The organism is Flavitalea antarctica (genome assembly GCF_054461535.1).
The window spans coordinates 70,761-89,399 of sequence record NZ_JBTLQG010000016.1; the positions used below are offsets into that span (position 1 = coordinate 70,761).

At 44.4% G+C, this 18,639-nt stretch carries 12 protein-coding genes; 4 read left to right on the forward strand and 8 right to left on the reverse strand.

The window, feature by feature from the left end; all coding sequences use genetic code 11:
- The first annotated feature begins 56 nt into the window (after nt 1–56).
- The 3 genes from ACX0G7_RS15455 to ACX0G7_RS15465 all read left to right on the forward strand — a co-directional run bounded on the left by ACX0G7_RS15455 (nt 57) and on the right by ACX0G7_RS15465 (nt 3,915).
- Nucleotides 57–1,379 (forward strand): O-acetylhomoserine aminocarboxypropyltransferase/cysteine synthase family protein, encoded by a 1,323-nt coding sequence (locus tag ACX0G7_RS15455; RefSeq protein ID WP_458924402.1) that lies wholly within the window; start codon nt 57–59, stop codon nt 1,377–1,379.
- 81 nt (nt 1,380–1,460) lie between these two features.
- Entirely contained in the window at nt 1,461–2,501 is a 1,041-nt protein-coding gene (locus tag ACX0G7_RS15460; protein WP_458924403.1) for a homoserine O-acetyltransferase family protein, read from the forward strand.
- Nucleotides 2,502–2,658: 157 nt separating this feature from the next.
- Nucleotides 2,659–3,915 carry a homoserine dehydrogenase gene (locus ACX0G7_RS15465; RefSeq protein ID WP_458924404.1) on the forward strand — a complete coding sequence of 419 codons (1,257 nt, stop codon included), beginning with the start codon at nt 2,659–2,661 and terminating at the stop codon, nt 3,913–3,915.
- Between the two features lie 74 nt (nt 3,916–3,989).
- On the opposite strand, the gene ACX0G7_RS15470 is transcribed toward ACX0G7_RS15465, so the two are convergent.
- The 6 genes from ACX0G7_RS15470 to thrA all read right to left on the reverse strand — a co-directional run bounded on the left by ACX0G7_RS15470 (nt 3,990) and on the right by thrA (nt 12,723).
- Entirely contained in the window at nt 3,990–4,943 is a 954-nt protein-coding gene (locus tag ACX0G7_RS15470; RefSeq protein ID WP_458924405.1) for a DUF2167 domain-containing protein, read from the reverse strand.
- 100 nt (nt 4,944–5,043) lie between these two features.
- Nucleotides 5,044–6,930 carry a DUF2569 family protein gene (locus tag ACX0G7_RS15475; RefSeq protein ID WP_458924406.1) on the reverse strand — a complete coding sequence of 629 codons (1,887 nt, stop codon included), beginning with the start codon at nt 6,928–6,930 and terminating at the stop codon, nt 5,044–5,046.
- Between the two features lie 3 nt (nt 6,931–6,933).
- On the reverse strand, nt 6,934–7,560 hold the full coding sequence (locus tag ACX0G7_RS15480; RefSeq protein ID WP_458924407.1) for a DUF3857 domain-containing protein: 627 nt from the start codon (nt 7,558–7,560) through the stop codon (nt 6,934–6,936).
- A 224-nt stretch (nt 7,561–7,784) separates the two neighbouring features.
- Nucleotides 7,785–9,110 carry a threonine synthase gene (gene thrC / locus ACX0G7_RS15485; RefSeq protein ID WP_458924408.1) on the reverse strand — a complete coding sequence of 442 codons (1,326 nt, stop codon included), beginning with the start codon at nt 9,108–9,110 and terminating at the stop codon, nt 7,785–7,787.
- 77 nt (nt 9,111–9,187) lie between these two features.
- Nucleotides 9,188–10,108 carry a homoserine kinase gene (locus ACX0G7_RS15490; RefSeq protein ID WP_458924409.1) on the reverse strand — a complete coding sequence of 307 codons (921 nt, stop codon included), beginning with the start codon at nt 10,106–10,108 and terminating at the stop codon, nt 9,188–9,190.
- Between the two features lie 110 nt (nt 10,109–10,218).
- The gene (gene thrA / locus ACX0G7_RS15495) at nt 10,219–12,723 is read right to left on the reverse strand and encodes a bifunctional aspartate kinase/homoserine dehydrogenase I (RefSeq protein ID WP_458924410.1); all 2,505 of its coding nucleotides are present in this window, start codon (nt 12,721–12,723) and stop codon (nt 10,219–10,221) included.
- Between the two features lie 373 nt (nt 12,724–13,096).
- Here thrA and ACX0G7_RS15500 point away from each other — a divergent pair, with 373 nt between their 5' ends.
- A complete protein-coding gene (locus ACX0G7_RS15500; RefSeq protein ID WP_458924411.1) occupies nt 13,097–15,673 on the forward strand; it encodes a phosphoenolpyruvate carboxylase in 2,577 nt (858 codons plus the stop codon).
- Nucleotides 15,674–15,827: 154 nt separating this feature from the next.
- Here ACX0G7_RS15500 and ACX0G7_RS15505 read toward each other — a convergent pair whose 3' ends face one another.
- Both ACX0G7_RS15505 and ACX0G7_RS15510 read right to left on the reverse strand, forming a co-directional pair.
- Complete coding sequence (locus ACX0G7_RS15505; protein ID WP_458924412.1) at nt 15,828–16,901, reverse strand: outer membrane beta-barrel protein; 1,074 nt, start codon at nt 16,899–16,901, stop codon at nt 15,828–15,830.
- A gap of 60 nt (nt 16,902–16,961) precedes the next feature.
- Nucleotides 16,962–18,365 (reverse strand): ammonium transporter, encoded by a 1,404-nt coding sequence (locus ACX0G7_RS15510; RefSeq protein ID WP_458924413.1) that lies wholly within the window; start codon nt 18,363–18,365, stop codon nt 16,962–16,964.
- Between the last annotated feature and the right edge of the window lie 274 nt (nt 18,366–18,639).

The following is an 18,639-nucleotide window of genomic DNA, read 5'->3' on the forward strand; positions in this document are numbered from 1 at the left end:
CAAGTATCTTCAATTAACGAAAGCGCCTGCTTTAAACTCTAAAAAAAACAACGATCATGAGCAATCTTCATTTTGAAACCCTGCAGTTACATGCAGGTCAGCAAATCGATCCAACTACCAAATCGCGTGCAGTACCCATCTATCAAACTACCTCCTACGGTTTTGACAACTCGGAGCACGCTGCAAATTTATTCGGACTCAGGGCGTTCGGCAATATCTACACCAGGATAATGAATCCAACCACCGATGTATTCGAACAGAGAATGGCAGCCCTGGAAGGCGGTGTGGCTGCGCTTGCGACGGGCTCGGGACAGGCAGCACAATTTCTCGCCCTGAATAATATATGCCAGGCGGGCGATAACTTTGTTACCACACCTTTTCTCTATGGTGGTACTTACAACCAGTTTAAAGTAGCATTTAAGCGGTTGGGCATAGAGGTTAGATTTGCAGATGGCGATAACGTGGAAAGTTTTGCGAAGAAGATTGATAAAAATACCAAGGCGATATACCTCGAGACGATTGGGAACCCCCGGCTGAATATTCCTGACTTTGAAAAGTTCGGAGCACTTGCGAAAGAATACGATCTGCCTTTAGTGGTTGACAATACGTTTGGTGCCGGCGGCTATTTATTCCGTCCCATCGAATGGGGTGCAAACATCGTCGTGGAATCAGCTACCAAATGGATCGGAGGACACGGAACAACGATCGGAGGTGTGATCGTTGATGGTGGAAACTACAACTGGGCCAATGGCAAGTTTCCACAGTTCACTGAGCCTTCTGAAGGCTATCATGGACTGAAGTTCTGGGACGTATTCGGTGAAGGCAATCCACTGGGTTTACCAAACATAGCATTTGCGATACGCGCCAGGGTTGAGGGTCTGCGTGACTTTGGTGCATCACAGGGACCTTTCAATTCGTTCCTGCTATTACAAGGCATTGAAACCTTATCATTGCGTGTCGACCGGCATGTAGATAATGCACTGAAACTCGCACAGTGGCTTGAAAAACATCCGCAGGTAGATTTTGTGGAGTATCCGGGATTGAAATCCAGCCCATATCACGAGCTAGCTAAAAAATATCTTACAAGAGGATTTGGAGGCATATTGAATTTTGGTGTTAAGGGAGGTAAAGAAAACGCAAGTAAGTTTATCGATTCATTGAAGCTCGTGAGTCATCTTGCCAATGTAGGTGACGCAAAATCACTGGCGATTCATCCGGCATCTACAACACACGAACAATTGAGTGGTGAAGAGCAGGTTGCAGCCGGTGTTTCAGCAAACCAGGTAAGAATCAGTGTAGGAATAGAACATCTTGACGATATCAAGGCAGATTTTGAACAGGCGTTTGAAAAAGTTTCTTCGAAAGAACTGGTGAGTTAATCTCTGATCTGGTTACTGCTTAATGTACCTGCTTCCGGGATTACGGGGAGCAGGTACATTCTTTATTTTAAATTTATCCCGATGCCCCATAATATATTCCGTTATGAAAAGAATTTTAGCCTGGAGAGTGGCGAAACCCTCAACGGATATCATCTTGCATACACTACCTACGGCAAACTAAACGAGCGTAAAGATAATGCGGTCTGGATCTTTCATGCGTTAACTGCAAATAGCGACCCGGCCGAATGGTGGGCCGGGCTTACCGGTAAAGACAAACTCTTCGATCCTGAACACTACTTTATAGTCTGTGTGAATATGCCGGGCAGTTGTTACGGAAGCCTTGGTCCGCTGGATGTGAATCCCGCGACTCAAGGTTCCTGGTTTCACCGGTTCCCTCTTTTTACTCCGCGGGATATGATCAGGGCTTACCAGCCTCTCAGGAATTTTCTGGGGATTAAAAAAATAAAAGTCGGTATCGGCGGATCAATGGGCGGGCAACAACTGCTTGAATGGGCGATTGAGGAGCCATCCTTGTTTGAATTTATCTTCCCCATCGCCACCAATGCGGTACACTCGCCATGGGGGATTGCATTCAACGCTTCGCAGCGACTTGCCATAGAATTGGATAGCACCTGGAAAGAAGAACATCCCGAAGCTGGTGTCGGGGGCATGAAGGTGGCAAGAGGATTTGCGCTGATCTCATACCGTCACTATAGTACTTACGGTAAGGGACAAACGGAGCATGACGATAACCTCATCGATGGTTTTAAAAGCGAATCTTACCAACGATACCAGGGCGAAAAACTCGCCAAAAGATTTAATGCCTTCAGTTACTATTTTCTCAGCAAGAGCATGGATAGTCATAATGTTGGCAGGGACCGCGGAGGTATATCCAATGCCCTGAAGTCTATCCGTGCGTCTACACTGGCAATAGGCATCGAAACCGATATCCTGTTCCCGGCGCATGAACAGCAGTTCCTGGCAGATGAAATACCGGGAGCAACATTTAAACTGATACAATCGCCATATGGGCACGATGGCTTTTTGCTTGAATTCGATCAACTGGCCCCGATTATCGCCTCCTTTGCCGGGCTTCAGACAATGCCAACAGTAATTGGCTAGCAAAAACGGATTTAAATAATTTAACATCCTTCATAAACCGCAGATTATCAGTGGCATTCTTAAGCAAACAATCGTTTCACATGTGCATATTTGTTGCTTTATGCGCTGGTAATCAGTAAATTTGCAAAATCACCCCAATTAATATATACATAGATTCATGGACGCACACAAGCAGTTAACCATCGGGTTGTTTGGTTTCGGAGTTGTAGGAGAAGGATTATACAAGGTCCTCCAGCAAACACCCTCCCTGAAAGCCTCAATAAAAAAAGTTTGTATAAAGAATCCAGGTAAGCCCAGGAATGCTCCTGCAGATCTATTTACAACTGATAAAGATGTGTTGTTAAACGATTCAGACATTAATGTGATCGTTGAGGTTATTGACGATTCAAATGCAGCATTTGAAATTGTTTCTACTGCCCTGAGAAATAATAAATCAGTGGTCAGTGCAAGCAAAAAAATGATCGCCGAACATCTGCCGGAGATCCTGCAGATGCAACAGGAAACGGGAGAATCGTTTCTCTGCGAAGCCGCTGCCTGTGCCTCGATACCTGTAATCCGCAACCTGGAGGAATATTATGATAACGATCTTTTACATTCTATAAAGGCGATTGTAAACGGGTCGACGAATTTTATTCTGACAAAAATGTTCGAGGATAAACTTGAGTTCAAAGCAGCTTTGGTCCTTGCTCAACAACTTGGCTTTGCGGAAAGCAATCCGAAACTTGACGTGGAAGGTTACGATGCGGTAAACAAGTGGACCTTCTTACTGACTCATGCATATGGTATCGTTGAGCATCCTGATAACCTAGTATTCAGTGGCATCCAGAATATCCAGGCGGGTGATGCCAAAGTTGCCCAGGAAAAACATTTTGAAATCAAACTGGTAGCGCAGGCTAAGAAGCTGAACAACGGGAAGGTTGCGGCTTTCGTACTACCGCAGTTTGTAAAACAGGATGATCCGTTGTCTTTTGTAAAAAATGAATACAACGGGGTTGTGATTGAAAGCGGGTTTGCTGACAAACAATTTTTCTATGGTAAGGGAGCCGGAAGTTTTCCAACGGCGTCAGCTGTGTTGAGCGATCTTTCCGCGTTGCGTTATCAATACAAATACGAGTATAAGAAGTTATATCATCATACTCCGCACGAATTAACCAATGAATTTTATGTAAGGGTTTATCTCAGTTTTGATGACTGGAAATATATTCCCCGCGAAAAATTTGAGTGGATTGAAGAGTGGCACGCACAGCAGGAACGCAAGTACCTGGTCGGTGTATTACACTTCAGGGAATTAAAAGAAAACACCTGGTGGCGTGAGAACAATACTTCTCTGATCTTGTCGCCTGAGCCTATCATTGAGGACATTGAGATCCGGAAGCTGAAGAAAAAGAGTCTTGAACTTGCCGGTGTGATCTGATACCGGTTTAGAAATATAAAAAAGGGTGCATGAAAACGTGCACCCTTTTTTATGTATTCGTCATGAATAATTCCTTAGCTCTTTACCTCTTCTTCTGCAGGCGGTGCGACTGCAGTCTCATCTACAGGCCATGGTGCATCTTCCTTCTTTTTGCCCATCACAAATTTTTTGATGAAGGCACCAATACCAATAATTCCAATCAACAGCAACTTCCAGAACTTCAGCAAAAAAACAAAGAGACCAGCCTTAGCCAGCACTTTACCGGCAACGAGGCCACCGATTGTCCAGGCCGCCACATTATCGATCTTTGGATCAAAGTCTTTGTAGGCATTGCCTTCAGTAAAAGATGGTATTTGCAGCACTTCCGGAATGCTGGCTTTAACTGCTGGCAATTCACCCATTGATGAGACAGCATTCATATGCAGAATACCATTCCGGCCAAGGACCATCACCGTGTAGTTGAGCGTGTTCTCTTCCGCACCTTCTACTTTCAGATTTTTGGCCCAATGGAGGGTCTTGTTTGTTTTATCGTAATAGGGTTTAGCTGCCCATCCCACAATTTCTATAGACGATGCTCCTGCTGCCTGGCGTTGTTTATTCTCCTCAACCTGGTCCTCTTTCATACCCTTTAGAATATCATCATAGTCTATCTTTTCTGCGTCTTCATCATTTACATAACCCATCGGATTATAAGAAATGATAAACACATAAGACCCCTCTGTAAACGGATCCGTATCAGTTGGAAAAAGAGTGCCCAGGATACCTTCGTCCGGCAAATTTCCCCATAGCTCTTCAACCACGAACCTAGACTGTTCGGCATTCAAAAATTTAAATTTCTGGGGAACATTGAGTTTAGCAATGCCGCCGGCGAGCTCCACGGTGCCGTGTTGCCAGCGCAATGCAGTTTTTACAGAGTCAACATATTTTTGCACGATTGCGGCCTGCAGCTCTGTTGAGTCCCCATTGTTCCCTGCTCTTGCAGTTATGGAGACAAGGAACAACAGGCAAATACCGATAATACGAATCATTTGGTTAAGGTTTAGGGGTTAAAAATGAAAAAAGCTTCATGCAGGTCATTAAACATCTGTTTATTTAAATGATCTGACGGATATCATTATGTGATCAGGATCATCTTTTGTATGCCTTTAAAAATGTCCACTTTGCCCGATTGGACCTGGCCAGGAAAGAACACCATATCGCACCATAGATCAGGGCTCTTATAACATCCATCAGGCCCTCTTTCGCTACATTACTCAATTCTTCATGATCAGCATATTGTTTGTATAACAGGTATAAGATGGCGTTGCCTGCAATCACACCAGTTACATAACAGTTAAACATAAAGGGGAATATATCTCTTCTCTGAACAAACCAATAAAGGAGTACAACGGTAAAGAACAACAAGAGCATTTGCAAAAAGAGTTCAAACATTACGGTGAAAACAAAACCTTGTCCAAAAGACTGCCAGTTTGCATAGGCCTCAGCCGAAAAATAACTTCCATGGTATAAACTATAAAGCTGGTACCCGACTCTTATGATCAATGTCAGGCCCAGAACGATAACCCAGCCCCCTAACGGATACCCGTTATCACGGTCAAAGGGCACGTCAATCGTGCTGCGGTTGTACAAAGCGAAAATGACAAATACAATACCCGCGGCCAGCAAACTCAATCCTATCGCGGGAAAGCCGATACCGCTCACAGGTTTGATATCTCCGTTACCGGTCATCCCGCCATAGCTGAAACGGTATTGTAAAGCTTTTGAAATTCGTTTATAGTCTTTTTTGAACTGACCAATTTCCTCAACCGGTATGTAATCCCTCAAAGTGACGATTGAATATTTTAAGGTGATGAGAGAACCGGAGACTACAGCATTAAAATTGAATTCATAGGAGCCGTTTTTGATTTGAAAATTCTCTGTGTCCAGGTCCCAGGCTTCCGGCATTTCAATCTTTAATGTATAATGCGCCTCACCAGGGAAAGTTAATGCGAGCGGATATGCATTTGATTTACCGGTAGGATCGGTAAGTATATCATCAATCAGTTTTGCATAAGTGAGAAAGTATTTTTTCTTGTTTTCATCCTCGTTCCATATCACCGGTATTTTGTACGCCTCGTTAACAGCCATCAGATTTTTCAAACTATCATCGGTGAATTCGATGTCCTTCGCCATAAGTATACCGTCAAATAATGACGAATAATACCTGAGATAAGAATCCGACGCATCTTTTGCACTGGTGGTGGCAAAATAACTGCGGACACCATCAGCCCGATCACCGCTATAGCTGGTATTGACCGTCAAAGTACTGGTATCGTCAAAGTTTACCTTTAGCCATTCAACAGATCTTGTAATTGTTGACCTGGCATTGCTGATTTTACTCAGTGAAGCTTCGCCGGCTTTTAAAACCAGGGCGTATTCGTATGCCGGTGTAAAATTAGTTATTGTTGACCCTCTTTGGTATGTCAGTGTGGGATCCACATAGTTATATCCACCATCCCGTTCAATAGCAACAATCACATGATCAAATCCATAAGGCGATGGTGCACTATTTATGAGCTGGCCCCTGATCCTTGTGTTCACCAGCGCAGCGTGAGCTGAAATATTTTGTTGCCGTAAAATGGTGGCGAGCAGGAGCGCTTTGTCTTTGCAATCTCCATAGCCATTTTTAAAAACCTCTGCGGGGGAATGCGGCCTGTGGGTATTTACACCGATCTCGAGACCCAGGTACCGGATCTCGTCCTGGACAAATCGCAGCGCCAGCCGGATAAATTCATTTTCATCTCCATTTGATTGCTTACTCCAATCCTGGATTTTTGTCTTTAATGCGGGTGGAATATTGAACTGATAATTATTGTTGATGCCAAGCCCCCAGTTTACGACTTCCCCCCAGTTGTTGAACTGGCTGACAGTTACATAAGGGTATGGGTCAAACCACGAGGGCGTTCCGCCTGTCGACTCCCACAGACTCACGGGTGGATTGTTCCAATGATAGATCTTAGTATCTCCATTAATCATTTCCTACGGCCTGGGGCAATCGCCCGAATAAGTAAAATTTAATTTACGATTGGTCTCACCGATTATGGTCTGGAAATAATTCAGAATGGGATTACCATTTGAAAAATCAATGCTGCGTATGAATTTGTCATCAAATACCGGGTTAAAGCCCGTGAGCGAGTAGGCTGCTTCAATGCGATCTCCTTTCCGGATATCCTTAAGTATTATAAAGGCTCTTTTAAGGCCATTGTACTGGTACTGGTCCACGTCGTTTTCTTCCTGGATAACCTTGATCTGATCAAGCTTCAGTTGGTTTAACACTGCCCCGTCGCGGATAATTTTTATGTAATGAAAAGTCAGCGTTTCGTACTCGGGAGAGAACTCTACTGAGGTTTCTGAAGCGTTTTGAATGCCTGATTCATTGACGATCTTCCTGATATAATGGACATAACTTGTCTGTTTCCGAATATTGATCTGCGAATCGAAAAGTTCGAGGTAATACCCGTTGCTGATTTTTTTTGGATCGGCCTGTTTGGTAAGATCCGGGGTGATACGGTACAACCAGGATGGCTCCGGGGAAATCTGGGGTTTATCCTTGGCAGACACTAGCTCTGCTACAACCAGCAAAAGCAGGAATAAGATGACACGCATGGGAATAGTGGGTTAGAGGCTTTCAAACCTACTCATAATCTGCTCTACTTCAAAACGGCAGGGGTTGAACCCGCAATTTATGAGATACAGATGCCTACAAATTTTAATCAATAGGTGTTTTCTATTACCGAAAACACGTCATGCTGTTCCCCTGCGACTGATTATCCGGGGTCCCACCGCAACGTCAGCGTTAAAATGCCCACGCATTCTTAATATCAGGTTTCTCAACTAAGGCCAAGCAGGTAGCTATGAAACTTATTGTAGTCGTTATCGATCAGAATGGATGCTTTTTGTTTACCGGAAATTGCTTTTATCGCGGCGGGCAGATCAATAGTTTTATTGATGATCGGCTCAACTACGTCATAAAATTTTACAGGATGCGCCGTTTCCAGTATCATGCCGGCCTGGATAACGTTTGTTCCGTTTTTGGAGTTTGCGGAACCTGAATTCAGGTATTTATGCAGGGCAAGATAAGCGACTGCTCCATGCGGATCAAGCAGGTAATTTTTTTCGAGTTGAACCTGTTTTATCGTTTCGGCTGTTTCGTCATCTGAAATACTATAAGCAGAAACTTTTGACGATAAATCATCGAAGTTGTTATTGAACATTTCGAGTATACGAACAAAGTTGCTGGGGTTACCAACATCCATTGCATTGCTTATAGTTGGTACAGCCTTTTTTGGATGATACTCTTGCGTATTGAAATAATCCGGCACTGTGTCATTGGCGTTACATGCTGCAACAAAATGACTGACAGGCAGACCCGATTTGTTGGCGAGCAGCCCGGCGCAAATATTACCGAAATTGCCGGATGGCACTGAGATAACAGGTGGCTGAATCTCTTTCCATTGTTGCAAGGCAAAGAAATAATATAATTGTTGTGGTAACCACCTGGCTACATTGATCGAATTGGCAGATGTTAAAAACAGTTTGCCTGTTATCGATCCATCTGCGAAAGCCTGTTTCACCATTTGCTGGCAATCATCAAAATTGCCATCTACTTCCAGGGCTGTGATATTGCCCCCCCATGTGGTCAGTTGCAGTTCCTGGACCTTACTCACCTTACCTGATGGATAGAGAATCACTACGTTTACCCCTTCCACACCTGCAAACCCGGCTGCAACAGCTCCGCCGGTATCTCCTGATGTTGCCACCAGTACGGTGATTTGTTTATTCAATGTTTTTGCAAAATACCCAAGGCAACGACTCATAAACCTTGCCCCAACATCTTTAAAAGCAAGCGTTGGTCCGTGGAATAATTCAAGGGAAGAAATATTTTCAGAAATCTTAACCAGTGGAAATTCGAAGTCAACAGTTTCGGCTGCGATGGCACGAAGAATGTCCACAGGAATTGCACCACCTACATATGGTTTCATTACTTCAAAAGCGATATCAGCTTTTGACATCCCCGAAAAATTATTCAGAAAATCCTGTGAAAGCATTGGGATCGACTCAGGAAAATATAACCCTTTGTCGGGCGCCTGTCCATTGATAGTCGCTTCCCTGAAATCCACTTTTGGCGCCTGTTTACCCGTACTATAATATAACATGACTGGTATTAACTTATACTTTTTTTAATTTGTTTTACCCCGTTGTTTTTAAAGCACATTCCTGCTTTAGAGACCATTTAAACAATAAGTCGTACGCCCGAGCTATTTATGGTAGTAACATATGTCTTGTATTCGATACCTATGCGCTGATAAATTCCTGACATGATACCCTCTACCGCTTCAGCAGTCTCCTTTTCAACACTAAGCATAAAGATTGATGGTCCTGAACCAGAGATTCCCCCACCCAGGGCACCTGCTTCCTTACATGTTTTTTTAACTTCATCGAAACCAGGGATAAGAATAGATCTGACGGGCTCAATGATCACATCTTCGAGTGACCTCCCGATAAGGTCAAAATCATTTTTCATAAACCCTGCGACCAGCCCCGCTATGTTTCCCCATTGCCTGATAGCGTTTTTCAACAATACCTCCTTACGAAGTATTTGCCTTGCATCGGAAGTCTTCACTTCTATCTGCGGATGTACCACGGTCACATAAAGCTTTGGAGAAGCAAGGGGTATGATATCGAGCGGGAATATTGACCGGACCAGTGTAACCCCTCCATAAATACATGGTGTTATATTGTCTGCGTGTTTTACACCGGAAGCCAGTTTTTCCCCGTGCATCGCGAACCGCACGAGGTCCTCATTGGAGAAGCGGTTACCCAGCAAAAAATTGGCAGCAACCACTGCACCTGCTGAGCTGGCTGCGCTGGATCCCAGGCCGCTTCCGGGTTTGATATTTTTGGTTATGGTGAGATCAAAACCCGGCTTGTCAGTGCACTCCTGCATAAGTGCAAGTAGCGCTGCGCCCGATACATTTTTTGTTGGTTCAAGCGGCAGATTGTATTCATCATTGTGCCTGATCCTGATTATGCCGTCGTCATTTAACGCACATTCCATAATGTCGCAGGGCTCCTCCAGTGCTAAACCTAAAATGTCGAATCCGCAAACCAGGTTTGCTATAGTGGCAGGTGCGGCGACTTTTACATATTTCATCCGTTCATAATTGTTTTGGTGGTAGAACTTGTCACCCGGCGATTATCCGGTAAAACTTCGGCGTGAACCTGCTAACCATACCAGGGTTGCAGGTTGCGTGGTAAAAGCAATCATGTTCTTGCCGCACGAATAATGTCTGCAAACACACCTGAGGCAGTAACTTCTGCACCTGCGCCTGCACCCTTTACTACCAGCGGTTGTTCAACATAACGGTTCGTGTAAAACAAAACCACGTTATCTTTTCCGTATAAATGATAAAGGTCATGCTGTGGATCGATATGTTGTAAACCTACCGCTGCTTTTCCATCCTTATAGCTGGCCACAAATTTAAGCTTCTTACCGGCAGTCGCAGCTGCTGTAAATAAAGCTTTGAAATGTGATTCATGTTTCGCCATCTCTTTGTAGAAATTATCGACATCGCCCTGCATGCAGGATTCCGGCATGAATGAGTTATTGGAGATATCAGTCATTTCAAGGCGCTCGCCCGCTTCACGGGCAAGGATCATTATTTTGCGCATCACATCTGTACCACTCAGGTCCAGTCTTGGATCAGGTTCTGTATAACCCTCGTCCTGTGCCTGTTTAACGACGTCTGCAAATGATTTTTCACCATTGTAATGATTAAACACAAAATTCAGGGTACCACTCAATACTGCCTCGATCCGGTTTACCGTATCACCACTTCTCAACAGGTCGTTTAATGTTCCTATCACCGGAAGTCCTGCGCCAACATTTGTTTCAAAGAGAAAATGGGCGTTGAAATCACTGGCCAGGTCCTTCAGTTTGCGATAATACTCGTAGGATGAGGAGCAGGCTACCTTGTTACAGGCAACTACGGATATGCTTTTCTGCAACAGCTGATCATACCTGGTTGCCAGCACATCATTCGCAGTTACATCAGCAAAAACGGAATTGCGGAGGTTTTTAGAATGAATGATATTGATGAAGTTATCCAGCTGCATTGGCTGACCGTTTTCAAGCGCTTCTTTCCAGGCGCCCAACGGAATCCCTTCGTCATTAAACACCATTTTGCGGCTGTTAGCCAGTCCTATAACGCGAACCTGCAACCGAAGATGTTGCTGCAGGTAAGCGAGTTGCTGTTTTAGCTGGGCGATCAACCGGCTCCCAACATTGCCCACGCCTGCAATGAATAAGTTTAGCTGCTTATATGTTGTTTCGAAGAAGTCTTCATGAAGAACGTTGATGGTTTTTTTGACGTCGGCCGCTGCAATAACGGCCGATATATTTCTCTCCGATGACCCCTGTGCTATTGCGCGGACGTTTACGCCGTTCCTGCCCATGGCACTGAACATCTTGCCACTGATGCCGGGGTGGCTCTTCATATTATCTCCAACAAGTGCCACGATGGAAAGGCCGAGTTCAAGCACAAGCGGCTCCACTTTGCGGGTTTCGATCTCAAACGTGAAAGCCTTGTCAACCGCCAGCTTGGCCTTTACGGCATTAACTTCATCGATGGCCACACAGATCGAATGTTCGGATGAACTTTGGGTGATCAGGATCACATTGATTTGTTCGTTGGCCAAAGCCTCGAACAATCTCTTTGAAAATCCGGGTATACCAACCATACCGCTTCCCTCGAGGCTCAGCAGTGCTACATTATTGACACTGGATATCCCGCGAATATTTTTTCCATTATTACTTGCTGAAGTTTCAATCAATGTACCCGGATCAGCCGGGGCGAAGGTATTTTTTATCCAAACCGGTATGCTCTTCGCCATTACCGGCTGAATGGTTGGCGGATAGATCACTTTTGCCCCGAAATGCGATAGTTCCATGGCTTCCTGGTAAGAGATCTCGCTGATCACTTTCGCGTTGAGCACGATGCGCGGATCGGCCGTCATCATACCGGAAACATCTGTCCAGATCTCTACTTTTTCGGCGTCGGCAGCTGCGGCCAGTATGGCCGCTGTGTAATCAGAACCGCCGCGCCCGAGCGTGGTTGTTGCACCATGGCTGTCTGATGAAATGAATCCGGGAGCAACAATAACCGCTGCTTTTGCCACCTGGAGGTAATCCTTAACCTTTTTATTTGTGGCCGGAAAATCTACAGTTGCTGCACCAAAGGCAGAATTTGTCTCAATCAGCTGACGTGAATCTTTCCATTCGTTGCTGATACCAAGTGCCGTAAGTTTTGCAGCAACAATCCGGGAAGAGATCAATTCGCCATAGCTGACCACCCGGTCAAGGGTACGTGCGGAGAGTTCGCCAAGCAGGTAAACACCGTTACAGATATCTTCCAGTTCATTACACATGGTTTTTACAAGGCTCAGAACACCGCTCTGCTTATCGACGGGTAACAATGTCTTGACTGCATCAAGATGCCTTTGTTCCACGGTAACCAACTTGTCTTTATATGTTTCATCACCTGCAGCAGCGGCTTTACCTGCTCCGATCAATATGTCTGTTATGCCACCGAAGGCTGAAAGAACCAGGATACACTTTACGGTTTTTGGGGTTTCACCTGCCACCGGAACCTGGGAAGGAGATTGATCCGGGATGATCTGTTCTGAAATCAATTGCTGAACAATAGCGGTGACCTTATTGATATTTTCCGCATTGGCTACTGAAGTGCCGCCAAATTTAAGAACCTGCATATAGGGAATTTAGTATTAAGTTGAAGGGAATAATCGTTGATTCGATCAGAGAACAGCCAGGGGCCCAGTGGATGATATGGAAATATGCAACCCTTAACGGGTTGTAATTGTAATAATAATGGAAGATGCTACACCAGTAGCGCCCGTGAGAGAGTCGATATGAAAATGCTGGCTCATCATGAACAGGTGCCGAAGATAATACGCCTTTCTGAAATAACAAGCGTTAGTTTTTTGTTTATCTCATCAAGTCTGCTATCAGCCAAAAATTTTATTCGTCATCTGTTCATCATTATTTTGTTTTCGTGACCCGACACCGAATGAACATTCCATTGTGTGTCGTAAGTTTACATGAACTTTTCGTTAAACAATAATCATGGATCACCAGTCATCAAGAGGCCTTCAGCAATTTAAGAATTATGTGGGGATCAAATTCCAGTTGTATAACAGCCTGTTCACCTCTTTGCCCTTTCACCGCATTGAGAAAACAGGTATCATGTTATCGCTGTTTCTCAATTTTTGTGAGGACTCCTATAAAAAGAAAATGAGCCCCACGGCCATCGTGGAAGAGTTTTTTCAGAAGTACACATCGATGATCAACGAAAAAGATAAGATCGATCTGTTGTTCAGATTTATTCAATATGTGGAGAGACAGGTGGTATTATTTGATGCTTTGGAAGACGCTGCTTTTAAGGAAGTAAACGATATGGGTGGAGTAGGTACCCTGAAACATCTGGAATCTGAAATTCTGCAAACAAACAAGCAGGAAAAGTTTGCAGACAAGTTGAAAGACTTCTCTATCCGCATCGTACTGACTGCCCACCCCACCCAGTTTTATCCTGGTTCAGTGCTTGGTATCATCAATGATCTCGCAAAAGGCCTGGCTGAAAACAATGCGAGCCAGATCAACATGTACCTGCAGCAACTTGGTAAGACACCTTTTTTCAACAAGCAGAAACCAACTCCTTTTGATGAGGCCGTAAGCCTTATCTGGTACCTGGAAAATATTTTCTATAACGCCGCAGGCAAAATCATCTCCTTTATAAATAACCAGTTTCCGCAGGCTATCCCGCCCGATAATCCTATCATAGTGATGGGCTTCTGGCCCGGAGGTGACCGTGACGGAAACCCGAACGTCCGTGTGGACACCACGCTTAAAGTGGCTCACTCGCTGAGAGAGAGCATCATTAAATGTTATTACCTGGACGTACGCAGACTTAAGCGCAGACTCACTTTCAAAGGGGTCGACACAATACTGGCCGATCTCGAAAAACAATTATACAGTAATATATTTATACCGGGTCATCGTACAAACCTTACAAAAAAAGGAATTCTTGATCCACTGTATGAGATCAGGAATATCGTGATCCATCAACATAACAGTCTGTTCCAGCACCTGGTGGACAATCTTATCAGCAAGGTGCATGTATTCGGTTTACACTTTGCTTCGTTGGATATCAGGCAGGAAAGTTCGGTACACAACAAGGTGTTTGAGGAGATTGCAGAAAAAGAAGATATTCTTCCAAAAGATTATGGTAAGAAAACAGCAGAGGAAAAAATCAATATTCTGACCTCAGTCGCTGGAAAAGCGAACCCGGATTTATACGAAGACATCATCAAGGACACCCTACTGACTGTCGCCGCGGTAAAAGACATACAGGAATATAATGGTATAGAAGGTTGCCACCGTTATGTTATCAGCCAGTGCAATACTGCCCTGAATGTAATTGAAGTATATGCGCTTTTCCTGTTATCAGGATGGCAAAAGGACTCTTTACCGGTTGATATCGTTCCGTTGTTCGAAACCGTAGACGACCTGCAGCAGGCAGCTGGTATCATGAGTACCCTGTACGGGAACGAGACTTACAGGGCACATCTTAAGAACCGGAACATGAAGCAAACCATCATGGTGGGTTTTTCGGATGGAACAAAGGATGGTGGTTATCTTATGGCCAACTGGAGCATCTACCAGGCCAAAGAAGAACTCACTCAAATCTCCCGCGAGCATGGTATAGACGTTGTGTTTTTCGATGGCCGCGGAGGTCCTCCTGCGCGGGGCGGTGGTAAGACACACAAATTCTACGCGTCCATGGGGAGGAACATTTCGAATGAAGAAATTCAGTTAACGATCCAGGGACAAACAGTAAGTTCCAACTTTGGGACCACTGATTCTGCTCAATACAACCTGGAGCAACTGATCCATGCAGGTATAAGCAACGATCTGTTCTCAACACGAAGCATTACCCTGCGCGACGATGAGCACGACCTGCTTGAAGAGTTGGCAGGCGAGAGTTTCAAGGCTTATACTGCATTAAAAAATCACCCGGACTTTCTTGATTATTTGTCCAATATAAGTCCCATCAAGTTTTACGGTCAGACCAATATCGGTAGCCGGCCGACCAAACGCGGTGCTTCGAATAAACTTGACCTGAAAGATCTGAGAGCGATTCCTTACGTCGGCGCCTGGAGCCAGCTGAAACAAAATGTAACTGGTTATTATGGTGTAGGGTCTGCTCTGCAGCAACTGGAAAAGATCGGGAAGATGCCGGAGTTGAAAAAGCTGTACAACGATTCATTGTTTTTCAAGACGCTGCTGGACAATTGTGAGATGTCGATGAAAAAATGTTATTTCCCTTTGACCGAATATCTTTCATCACATCCTCAATATGGTGAGATCTGGAACCGCATCTACGAAGAGTACGAACTGACAAAAAAATACATCTTTATGCTGTCGGGTAAGGCGGAGCTGATGGCCGATTATCCTGTTGAACAGTTGTCTATCCAGGTAAGGGAACGCATAGTGCTGCCGCTAACGACTATCCAACAATATGCGGTCGGTCGTATCAGGGAATATGAGGAAAAGTTGAAGACCACGCCTTTGCGCGAGAGCTACGAAAAACTTATTATAAGATGTTCTTTCGGGATCATAAACGCCGGAAGAAATTCTGTCTGATATGTTCACCCTCATTATGAAGCGCTGGTTCTGCCGGATATAGGCTCAGCCTGCACTTACTAAAGTGCAATTACCTGGCTAACGGGCACAAAAAAGCCCGGCGAACCGGGCCTTCTCCCCATCTTGTTGGGCATGGAGATGGTAATGAGCAAGTTTAAAAATGATATGCTGCGCCCAATATAAAACTACCGGTTGACTTGGTATTGTCGCCGGAATTTTTGATATACAACGGATCTCTCGCGCCTTCGAATCTGAACTCAGGCATGATAGTCAGGTTGTCGACCTTGAAGTTGAATGTAAGTGTTGGTACGAAGATGGCTGTATTGAAACCAAGAATATCTTTTTTATCATCGAAGTATTCCCCGCGAACGGTCATTCCGAACCAGCTAACCGGATCTATGTTAAGATACAGTGCAGAACCCCACCAGGCACTGGCATCACTCCATTTACCGGTAGAATCTTTACCGCTTCTTGATTGTACAGTACCGTTGTATCCGAGGCTGAACTTGTCGCCTAAAGCATAAGTAAGTACAAGATCTCCCTGTGTCAGACGACCGTCTTCAGCAAATTTGCCACCCTGGAAATTCACCCATGCTTTAAGTTTATCATCCCTGGAGCCGGTTGAAAACTGACCGACGAACATTTTAGGCATGTTAGTGGCGCTACGCAGATCTGTTGGATTGGTAACACCCACCATAAAAGCAGATTTACCACCCAGGCTGATATCAGCCTTCAGACCTGTGTGAAAGAATGGACCATAGGAGAACATATAACTCATGCTATAGTTACGGTTGAGATAAGCATCAACCAGTTCATAACCTACATGCGTAGCCCAGCTTCCGAAAGTGAACTTAACTGCCGAACTTGGAGAATAGGTAAGATAGGCCTGTTTAATGGCCATCATCGAAGTGTTTTCTGTTTGATAGGGATAAGAAAACTCAGCGGCTCTGCGACCATAACCCAGATCTATAACCGCACCCACCTTTCCGATGGTGTGTTCAAGTTTTATAGAAGCCATACCAAGTTCAAAAGAATTGTGCGAATTGGTAAAGCTGGTGAAGTTGTTTAGATGATCATTTTTAGGATTAGCGAAATTATACCGGTAGTAGGCATCAAGCGATCCTGTAATTATCGGTTTTGGTTTCTCTTCAACGATTGTGGAATCCTGGGCAGAAATATGGTAATACCCGGACATAGCTATGGCTAGTACAATGAATTTTCTTAACATTGTTATTGTATTTAAGTGTAATGAAAAAGGTGCAGTGTGTCTTAAGCTTGTATCAGAAGTTTAAGATGTATATACTGTGCCTTTTTCTATTTCAGTTTCGGTCATTTCTGATTTTCCGTTGGTCGTTACGAGTAAATGACCCTGCAGGTATTTCTCGTTATGCTGAGAAGCATCAAGACCAAGTTCCTCGTCTTCAGAAGAGACGCGCATTGGTTGAAGGAAATTGATGAATTTGAAGATGATATAAGACATTACGAAACTGAATCCGACTGCGATCAACATACCCTTTACCTGGGTCCACAGAAAGCCGGCGTTACCGAGCCACAGGCCATCAGCACCTGCCCCGTTTACCGCTTTAGTGGCAAACACACCGGTTAACAGCATACCTACAATACCACCAACACCATGACAGGGGAATACATCCAGCGTATCATCGAGGGTTGATTTTTGTTTGTAGTAAACAACTATGTTGGAAACAATGGCTGCTATTACACCGATAGTGATACTTTGAGGGATAGCTACAAAACCAGCGCCTGGAGTAATGGCTACAAGACCAACTACAGCACCGATACAGAATCCGAGTACAGATGGCTTTTTACCGCGCAATACATCGAAGAACATCCAGCTGAGACCTGCAGCAGCAGCAGCAGTGTTGGTAGTGAAGAGGGCAGAAACGGCCAGGCTGTTTGCACCAAGTGCAGAACCGGCGTTAAAACCAAACCATCCGAACCACAGGAGACCGGTACCGATCAAAACATATGGAATGTTGGCTGGTGGAATTTCCCTGTGTTCCATATGCACCTTACGGCGTTTTAATACCATGGCACCTGCAAGGGCAGCGCAACCGGCGGAGATGTGAACGACTGTACCACCTGCAAAGTCAAGAACTCCCATTGTGAAAAGAAGTCCCTGAGGGTGCCAGGTCCAGTGCGCCAAAGGTGCGTAAACGAGCAGGCTGAATAAAGCAATAAAGAGGATATAAGAGGTAAACTTGATCCGCTCGGCAACAGCGCCTACAACGAGACCAGGAGTAATGATGGCAAACATAAGCTGGAAAACAGCAAATAGTGATTTAGGAATGGTGCCCCAGGGTTCGCCTGATGCAACACCTTTAAAGAAAAGGTTTGTTGAGGGGTTACCGATCCATCCGCCCATGGAATCACCAAAAGCGAGGCTGAAGCCAACCACCACCCAGAGCACACTCACCACACCTGCTGCGGCAACACTCTTGATCATGGTGGAGATTACATTTTTTCTGTGAACCATTCCCCCGTAGAAAAATGCGAGGCCGGGAGTCATGAGAAACACGAGAGCGGTGGCGACAATGATCCAGGCAATATCTGCCTTATCATATACACCTTTTTCATCTACAAAATCCGGAAGTGAAGGAATAAAAATGGCAATGATTGCCACTACCGATAGCACAAGAAAAGGCGCTACCTGTTTGAAAGTTAATTTGCTCATACCTTGTTGTTTTAGTTAAATATTAAAATATTTACAATTTGAATATCTTAATACAATAATAACGATTTATTGGATAAGTTGTAACAATTAGTACATTTTACACAAAGCTACCATGATCACTTCAGGAATTGTTAGATTGTGTTTAAATATATGAATTTCAGTAATTTAATTGATGTTTTGGGGCCGCCAATTCACATTCAAAAATAAAAAATGTGAAAAAGATTTTTAAAAAAGGCACAATTTTTCAGGAATGAGCGTAAAAAATGCCGGAAAT

Excerpts from the sequence above, each read along its gene's own strand:
- ACX0G7_RS15455 (WP_458924402.1), top strand. The coding sequence starts at position 57 with ATGAGCAATCTTCATTTTGAAACCCTGCAGTTACATGCAGGTCAGCAA.
- ACX0G7_RS15500 (WP_458924411.1), top strand. The coding sequence starts at position 13,097 with ATGGATCACCAGTCATCAAGAGGCCTTCAGCAATTTAAGAATTATGTG.
- ACX0G7_RS15510 (WP_458924413.1), bottom strand. The coding sequence starts at position 18,365 with ATGAGCAAATTAACTTTCAAACAGGTAGCGCCTTTTCTTGTGCTATCG.
- ACX0G7_RS15490 (WP_458924409.1), bottom strand. The coding sequence starts at position 10,108 with ATGAAATATGTAAAAGTCGCCGCACCTGCCACTATAGCAAACCTGGTT.
- ACX0G7_RS15480 (WP_458924407.1), bottom strand. The coding sequence starts at position 7,560 with ATGCGTGTCATCTTATTCCTGCTTTTGCTGGTTGTAGCAGAGCTAGTG.
- ACX0G7_RS15475 (WP_458924406.1), bottom strand. The coding sequence starts at position 6,930 with ATGATTAATGGAGATACTAAGATCTATCATTGGAACAATCCACCCGTG.
- ACX0G7_RS15505 (WP_458924412.1), bottom strand. The coding sequence starts at position 16,901 with ATGTTAAGAAAATTCATTGTACTAGCCATAGCTATGTCCGGGTATTAC.
- thrC (WP_458924408.1), bottom strand. The coding sequence starts at position 9,110 with ATGTTATATTATAGTACGGGTAAACAGGCGCCAAAAGTGGATTTCAGG.
- ACX0G7_RS15470 (WP_458924405.1), bottom strand. The coding sequence starts at position 4,943 with ATGATTCGTATTATCGGTATTTGCCTGTTGTTCCTTGTCTCCATAACT.
- ACX0G7_RS15465 (WP_458924404.1), top strand. The coding sequence starts at position 2,659 with ATGGACGCACACAAGCAGTTAACCATCGGGTTGTTTGGTTTCGGAGTT.
- ACX0G7_RS15460 (WP_458924403.1), top strand. The coding sequence starts at position 1,461 with ATGCCCCATAATATATTCCGTTATGAAAAGAATTTTAGCCTGGAGAGT.
- thrA (WP_458924410.1), bottom strand. The coding sequence starts at position 12,723 with ATGCAGGTTCTTAAATTTGGCGGCACTTCAGTAGCCAATGCGGAAAAT.